The sequence below is a fragment of the Streptomyces sp. MZ04 genome (assembly GCF_004684775.1).
GTDB lineage: Bacteria > Actinomycetota > Actinomycetes > Streptomycetales > Streptomycetaceae > Streptomyces.
The window spans coordinates 1-7469 of record NZ_SRIC01000358.1; the positions used below are offsets into that span (position 1 = coordinate 1).

Below are 7469 nucleotides of genomic sequence, written 5' to 3' on the forward strand. Positions count from 1 at the left end.
GCCTCCGCCTCCGCACCACATCGGGGTACCGCCCGACGAGCCCGAGCCCGCCGAACTGCCCGCGTACGACGAGGTCCCCGCCGTCCTCCCCGGCCGGATCTTGTGCGCGGCCTGCAGCTGGGAGCGCAGTACGTCATCGACCACGCCGTTCACGCCGTCGACCGCCACGCGGTACGCCGCGCCGTACGCGTACGCGCTGGCCGCGCGGTACTCCGCCAGCGCGGCCCGCCCCTTGGGGGTGACCCGGCTGCGGGTGGCGTTGCTGCAGAGCGCGCCGATCAGAGCGCCGATCACCCAAGCCACGATCAGGGCGACGGTCGATGCGCTCACCGGGTCCCAGGAGGGGGTGTCGTCGTCTTCTACGGAGATGACGGTGATGACGAGGAAGAACCCGACGACGCTCAGGGCGTTGTGCCGGATCTTCAGGCGCCGTAGCCGGTCGAGGGCGTCGGGCCGCACCATCAGACCGCGACCGGCGAGCGTGTCGCCCAGTGCCTGCACGGCGGGGCTGCGCATCACGCCGATGCGCAGCCAGTGCAGGGCGCCGCTCGGCGCGGCGGCGTGGGCCTGGACCACCGCGCCCTCCACCGGGTTGCGGACGTCGGGCGACTGGATCCCGACGATGCCGGGCCCCACCACGACCAGGCGCCCGTCCTCGTGCAGGGCCGCGATCGCGGCGTCGGCGACCCGGCCGGGGCCGCCGGCCAGGAAGGCGGCCTCCAGGGGGTCGAACACGCCGCCGTGATGCGCGTCGGGCTGCCCGCCTCCGCCCTGCCGCAGACGGGCGACGCCGACGAGGAGTCCCACCGACGAGGCGGCGACCACCAGGGCGTAACAGATGGCCAGGATCTCCACGATTGCCCCCTACCCTCGCCGCAGCGCGAACCGCGCCGCCCGCAGCCAACGCGTGACCGGCCGCCCGTCCAGCGGCGCGGGACCGGACCGCTCGAGCCACCACCGGGTCAGCCGCCCGCGCGCGTCGGCGTCCTCCGGCTGCCCGGCGAGCAACAACTGCTCGGCGAAGTCGAGCGCGTCACGCCGGTACCCGCCGGCCATCGGGCGGGCCTGCGCGTACGCGAAGAACTCCGAGCGGAACCCCTTGCCGAGGATCTCCGGCAACTCGGGCGCCACCTTCGCCACGACATCGGCCCGCTTGCCGATCAGCGCCCGGCTCTGCACGGCAAGCCGCGCCCGGTCGAACCCTTCGGGCACGGGAGTCCCCGCGACGAGCGCGGAGAGCAGCGCGGTCTGGGCGAGGGCGAGCCGCTGACGGGCGAGGGCGGGTGCCGTCGAACTCACCCCGGCAACCGGCGCCGTCGAACTCACCCCGGCAACCGGTGCCGTCGAACTCACCCCGGCAACCGGTGCCGTCGGACTCACCCCGGCAACCGGTGCCGTCGAACTCACCCCGGCAACCGGCGCCGTCGACCCCGCCCCGGCAACCGGCGTCGCCCCCCGCACCGTCTCCCGTATCGCGTCCAGCTCCCGCTCCAGCTCGACCGGATCCGGGAAGTTCTCGTCGCGTTCGAGCAGGACGCCCGGCGGGGTCACCCGTGAGGCCAGGTCCGCGAGGATGGCGAGGACCGGCTTCGGGACCGGGTGGGCGTGGCTGTCGTGCCAGACGCCGTCGCGCTCGAAGCCGCCCGCCACATGGACGTACGCGATCGCCTCGACCGGCAGCTCGTCCAGGGCCTTGGCCGGGTCCTCGCCGCGATTGACGTGGTTGGTGTGGAGGTTGGCTACGTCGATGAGCAGGCGGACGCCCGTGCGTTCCACCAACTCGTACAGGAACTGGCCCTCCGTCATCTCCTCGCCGGGCCAGCTGATCAGCGCCGCGATGTTCTCCACCGCGAGCGGCACCGGCAGCGCCTCCTGCGCGATGCGTACGTTCTCGCACAGCACGTCGAGGGCGTCGCGGGTGCGCGGCACCGGCAGCAGATGGCCCGCCTCCAGCGGCTGCGAGGCCGTCAGCGGGCCCCCGGCGCGTACGAACGCGATGTGTTCCGTGACGAGCGGTGAGCCGAGGGCCTGCGCGCGCTCCGCGAGGGCGGTGAGCCGGTCCTCGTCCGGGCGGTCCGCGCCGCCGAGGCCCAGCGAGACGCCGTGCGGCACCACCGTCACGCCGCGCTCGCGCAGCCGCAGGAGGGAGTCGGGGAGGTGCCCGGGGCACAGGTTCTCCGACACGGCCTCGACCCAGTCGATGCCGGGCATCCGTTCCACGGCGTCCGCGATCTCCGGACGCCACCCGATTCCCGTCCCCAGGTGCTGCATATTTCCCCCTCCTCCGCCATGACCCCGCGTCGTGGTCGAGTGTCGGAGTCATGACCCCGGCAGTCGCGGGCGAACCCCTGGAGAGGGACGTTCAGAGCTACATTTGAGGTTCCGGCCGGTCCGTATTGACCTCTCCGGGCGGTGCGGGCGACGGCCGTGACGTGGTCGACACGTCACCGTCGGGACCGGCGGGAGGCGGCTCCGGCGGACGCTCGCCGGACGGCGGGGGAGGCCCGCTGGGGCTGGCCGTGGCGGTGGCGGCGCCACCGTTCGCGATGTCGTCGAAGTCGACGAGGCCGGTCGCCTCCAGCATCGTGATGTGGTCGAGGACCGTCTGGTTGGAGTCCGTGGCCAGCTGCCGGACCAGCGTGTTGCGCGTGCTGTCCCGCACCTGCGCGATCGCGCTGAACACCTTGCCGTGCGAGACGCGCAGCAGATTCGCGAACTTCCGCTGGTACGTCTGTCCACTGGCCGCCGTCAACTCCTCCAGCCAGCCCTGCTGCTGGGGGTTCGGCTGGTTCGGCAGCTCCACGCCGAGTTGCGCCGCGACGCCGCGTACCCGCTTGTCGAGGTCCGTGTGGCCGACGATCAGATGGTCCCCGGCCTCCTTGATCGCCTCCGTCGGCGCCCGCTCGACCGCCTGCTGGCCCGCCGGTATCTCCCACAGTCCCGCGAGCCGCACCTTCACGAGCAGATCGCGGTCGGCCGCCGAGAGCGGACCCCACTGGGTGGCCACGGACCCGGCGGCCAGATTGGCGGGCCCTGTGCCCGAGCGGTCGGCGTAGGACCACAGGGGGAACGCGAGCGCGCCCAGTGTGGCCACCAGTGCCGCGATGATCAGAGCCGTGCCATTGATGCGCCGCAATGTGCCGTGCCTCCCGTGCCCGTCTACTTGCCGTGGAGGGCAAGCTACTTCCTGGTACCAGGAGATACGGAAGAGGCGTGCGTGATGTTCAGCAGAAGCGTGCGTGATGTTCAGCGATCGCGCCAACGGGGAGAGCGCCCGAGGAGAGCCAGCATCTCGTCCAGCGGGGACGCCTCTTCGGGCGTGGGCAGGACCGGCGCGAACGCGGCACCGGGGCCCCGACGATCGGGATCCTTCGGCACCCGCCGGGCGATGTCGAGCGCGGCCTCGACGACCGGCCGGGGCAGGTCGAGGCGGACGCCCAGGGTCGCCGCCACGTCCCAGGAGTGCACCACGTAGTCGAGGAGATGGAAGCCGACGGCGACGCGTCCGGTGAACGTCCCGCCGATCTCGGGAAGCGTGAACCCCCTTTCCAGGACGCCCCCTTCGGCGAACGCGGCCAGCACGTGCCGTACCGACTCGTCGTACACCTTGAACGGGTCGCCGCCGAGATCGGGCGCGATCCAGTACGTACGGTCATCACCCGCACCCCGCGCCGCCGCGGCGAACCCGTGATGCTGCGCGGCCATGTGCGCCACCAGATCGCGCAGCGTCCAGCCCGCGCAGGTCGAGGGGCGCTCCCAGTCGGCGTCGCGGGCGATGCGCAGGACGCGGAGCGATTCCTGGACGGCGGTGCGGTCGAGTGCGATCAGGTCGATGAGGTCGGTGGTCGTGGGGTCGGTGGTCGTGGGGTCGGTGGTCGTGAGGCCGGTGGTCATGAGGTCGTCACTGTCCTTCCGGGGTGTGAACGAACGGGCGTGGCCAGGGACTTGGGTCGGTCAGCAGTGCGCTCGCCTCGGCCCAGCAGGTGCCCGGGTCGAGCCGGTCCGCCGTCCAGACGGTGGCGCGCATCGCGCCCCGGTCCCGGTGCGCGCGGACGATCCGCAGATGGTCGGGGCGCGCCACGAACGCGTACAGCGACCGCTCGTCGGTCCAGACCGAGACGGACCCCGAGCGCTTGCGCAACGGATCGACCCAGAGCCACATGCCGACGGCGCCGGGCATCCCCGGCCAACTCCGGCGCAGCCGCAGCCCCGACAGGGCGATCGGGAGGGTCTGGGTGTGCCGGTGGGCGGTGAATTCGGTGACGCTCACCAGGAGCGGGCCCGGCGCGTGCGCCTCGGGGCCCGCTCGCCAGGGAGATCGCATGATCCATGAGGGCGGCATGCGTACGAGCATAAAACTAAGCGAACGGTCGTGCTACTTGTTTTGTGGAATCCGCCCGGCGGTCAGGGGAGTTCAGGAGGGGGCAGGGGGAGTTCAGGGGAGCTGAGGCACCGATGCCGGGTCCGTTGACGCCGCGCGCAGTCGTGCCGTGATGGCGACGCCCGCCTTGCGGTAGGCGTCCGGTTCGTCGTGCAGGACCGAGTGCGCGTTCGCCGTCTCCATGAGGGCGATGAGCTCGAAGGCGAGCTGGGGGACGTCGAGGTCCGCGCGCAGTTCGCCGGTGTCGCGGGCCTCTGCGAGGCAGCGCTCCACCTGGTCGGTCCAGTCGCGGTTGGCGCGGACCAGCGCGTCGTGCACCGCCCCCTCGCGTGCGTCGAACTCGGCGATCACTCCGTAGAAGAAGCAGCCGCCGGGGAAGACGCGCTGCTCCGAGTAGTCCAGCCAGTGCGCGCACAGCCGCGACACCCGGCCGATGCCGGGCGGGGACTGCCGGGCCGGTTCCACCACCGCGTCCAGGTAGATGCGCCCCGCCGCGCGGATCGTCGCGAGCTGCAGCTCCTCCTTGGAGCCGAAGAGCGCGAACACCCCGCTCTTGCTGAGCTTCAGCTCGGTGGCGATACGGCCGACCGACAGCGCGTCCAGGCCCTCGACCGACGCGATGTCGACCGTGCGGCGCAGGACGAGCCGCCGGGTCTGATTGCCGCGCTCGACGCGGCCGTCGAGTTTGGCGGTGCCTCCGCCGTCGGTCTTGGTCGCCATCATCTCTGCCTCCTCCTCGGCTCAGCGAAGGGCGGGGTGGTCGGCGATCACCGTGCAGGAGCCCGGCGCGATCTCCGTGAACCCCGCGTCCCGCACCACCGGCAGGCCGCTCGCCACGAGTTCGCGCCATTGGGCGGCACCCGGAGTGCGGACGGACAGCGGGAAACCGGCGTCCCGCCAGGCCGTGCGCTCCTCGTCCGACAGCTCCCACCAGGCCAGCTGGGCGCCGTGGCCCGCCTGGGCCATCGCCTTGCCCGCCGACATGTCGACATCGGGGCTCATCCACAGGACGGGCGCGGTGCCGTCCGCCGGGGGAAGCGGCTCCGGGTCGTCCAGGTCCGTGCCCGAGACCTGGAGCCGGGCCAGGTCCTTGGGCCAGCCGTCCAGCGGGACCGGCGGGAAGACGCGGACCTCCGCCGACTTGCCCGTGACCGTGATGCCGGGCAGCGCCTCGGCCCTGCGCCACTCGGCGCCGCGGGCCCGCCGGACCACCTTGCGGATGCGGGCGTCCTGCCAGTCCCGCATGGCCTGCGCCCATTCGCCGTCGCCGAGGGACCGCTCGTCGCTGAGCATCACCAGGACCGCGCGGGCCGCCGTCTCCAGGGCGTCCGTACGGTGCGGCGGCTCGGCCCGCTCGATCCGGGCCACCAGCGGCAGCACGAACTGCGGCGCCTCGTCGCGCGAGACCTGCTCCACGCGGAAGGGGCTGTTCTGAGGGTCGGGGTTCTCGGCGGTCGGGTCGTCGCTGCTCACCCGTCCAGTCTGCCAGGCCGAAGATCGGTCCTGTCAGGGGCTTTGCCGTACTGGTGGACCCGTACCGGTTGACCTGTGCGCGAGGATGGCCGCATGGGAGATGATCACGAGGCTTTCGGCGGCCGCGCCGGTCTCGCGCTGCGGCTCGACGGGGTGGGGCGGCGCTATGCCGTGGGCGGGCCGTGGGTGCTGCGCGGCATCGGATTAGACATACGCGCGGGCACGGTGGTCCGGATCGAGGGCGCGAACGGCACCGGCAAGTCGACGCTGCTGCGCGTGATCGCCGGGATCGACGCCCCGTCCGAGGGCCGCGTCGTAGGCAGGCCGCGCACGGCGTACGTACCCGAACGCTTCCCGGCTGCCCTGCCGTTCACGGCCGTCGGCTACCTCACGCACCTGGGCCGGGTGCACGGCCTGTCGAAGCGGGCGGCCGCGAGCGGCGCGGAGGAGTGGCTCGAGCGCTTCGGCGCCGGAAGCTACGCGCGTACGCCCCTCTCGGAGCTGTCCAAGGGCAGCAGCCAGAAGGTCGCCGTCGCGCAGGCCCTGCTCGCCCGGCCCGAACTGCTCGTCCTGGACGAGGCATGGACGGGCCTGGACGCCGCGGCCCGCGACGAACTCGACCGGACGGTCGCCGAGCGTGTCACGGAGGGCGGTGCCGTCGTCTTCGTCGACCACGATCCACGCCGGCTCTCGGGCGCGGTGGACGTGACGTACGCGGTCGTGGGCACGGAGGTGAACGTCCGTACGCCGGAGGAGACTTCGGAGGCTGCGGCCCCACCGGGACCGTCCGTCGTCATCGAGGCGCAGGGCCCACCGGGAGCACCGCCGCCCGCGACGCCTGGCACCGTCACCGGTCACTCCCCGGAGGGCGCGCTGCGCCTGACGGTGGCGGCGACGCACTCGGACGTGGCGCTGCGCGCGCTGTTGGGCGCGCGTCCGCCGTGGCACGTGGTGTCGGTGTCCACTGGGCCCGGGTCCGAGGCCGCTGGGGCTTCGGTTCTGGAGGCTGTCTCCGAGAGTGAGGTGCGGGACCGATGAACGCCCTGCTGCACTACCAGTCCGCCCTGTTGCTGCGCTCCCAGCGCTGGCTCGCGCCGGTCATTCTGTACGCCGTGTTCCTCGCCGTGGGTGTGCAGAGCGGGCAGCCCGTCCTCGACTCCCTCGCGTACGCGGCCGCCGCGCTGCTTCCCGTCGCCGCCTGGATCGTACGGATCTGCGTCACCAACGAGCCGCCGTCGGCGCGCAGTTGCACCGCCGCGGCGGCGGGACCCTGGCGGGCGCATCTGGCCACGCTGCTCTCCGCGTTCCTGGCGACGGCCGTGCTCGGGGCCTTGGCCACCGTCGTCGTGGCGGTGATCAGCGACGCGGCGAGCACCGATCACCGTACGGCGGTGAACCGGCTCGCGGCGAGCGGCGCGGGTCTGCTTGCCATGCTGGTGAGCGCCCTCCTTGGCACCGCGATCGGCGCCGTCACCAACTGGCCGCTGCTGCGTTCGCCGGCGTGGGCGATCTCCGTGCTGCTCCTGGCCGCGCTGCTCGCGCTCGTCGCCACGGGCTCACCGGCGCAGGCGGTCCTGACGGACCTGATCACGGGGTCGCGGGACGGGGTGGTTCC

Annotated in this window: 9 protein-coding genes; 2 read left to right on the top strand and 7 right to left on the bottom strand. The window is 72.9% G+C overall.

The window, feature by feature from the left end; translation table 11 throughout:
* From E2651_RS39000 to E2651_RS39030, 7 genes are all read right to left on the bottom strand, one after another.
* The coding region (locus E2651_RS39000) for a TIGR04222 domain-containing membrane protein (RefSeq protein ID WP_135336012.1) at positions 1–855 on the bottom strand (855 nt) is incomplete at its 3' end.
* A gap of 9 nt (positions 856–864) precedes the next feature.
* Positions 865–2271 carry a DUF692 domain-containing protein gene (locus E2651_RS39005; RefSeq protein ID WP_135336013.1) on the bottom strand — a complete coding sequence of 469 codons (1407 nt, stop codon included), beginning with the start codon at positions 2269–2271 and terminating at the stop codon, positions 865–867.
* Between the two features lie 97 nt (positions 2272–2368).
* Complete coding sequence (locus E2651_RS39010; protein WP_135336014.1) at positions 2369–3136, bottom strand: DUF4142 domain-containing protein; 768 nt, start codon at positions 3134–3136, stop codon at positions 2369–2371.
* Positions 3137–3246: 110 nt separating this feature from the next.
* Positions 3247–3894, bottom strand: a complete 648-nt coding sequence (locus tag E2651_RS39015) for a TIGR03086 family metal-binding protein (protein WP_135336015.1) — start codon at positions 3892–3894, stop codon at positions 3247–3249.
* A 7-nt stretch (positions 3895–3901) separates the two neighbouring features.
* A complete protein-coding gene (locus E2651_RS39020; RefSeq protein WP_135336016.1) occupies positions 3902–4342 on the bottom strand; it encodes a hypothetical protein in 441 nt (146 codons plus the stop codon).
* Positions 4343–4435: 93 nt separating this feature from the next.
* Entirely contained in the window at positions 4436–5104 is a 669-nt protein-coding gene (locus E2651_RS39025; protein WP_245239488.1) for a TetR/AcrR family transcriptional regulator, read from the bottom strand.
* A gap of 18 nt (positions 5105–5122) precedes the next feature.
* On the bottom strand, positions 5123–5854 hold the full coding sequence (locus tag E2651_RS39030; RefSeq protein ID WP_135336017.1) for an aminoacyl-tRNA hydrolase: 732 nt from the start codon (positions 5852–5854) through the stop codon (positions 5123–5125).
* A gap of 93 nt (positions 5855–5947) precedes the next feature.
* On the opposite strand from E2651_RS39030, the gene E2651_RS39035 reads away from it, so the two are divergent.
* Entirely contained in the window at positions 5948–6892 is a 945-nt protein-coding gene (locus tag E2651_RS39035) for an ATP-binding cassette domain-containing protein (RefSeq protein ID WP_135336018.1), read from the top strand.
* The coding region (locus E2651_RS39040; RefSeq protein WP_135336019.1) for an ABC transporter at positions 6889–7469 on the top strand (581 nt) is incomplete at its 3' end. The genes E2651_RS39035 and E2651_RS39040, both read left to right, overlap by 4 nt.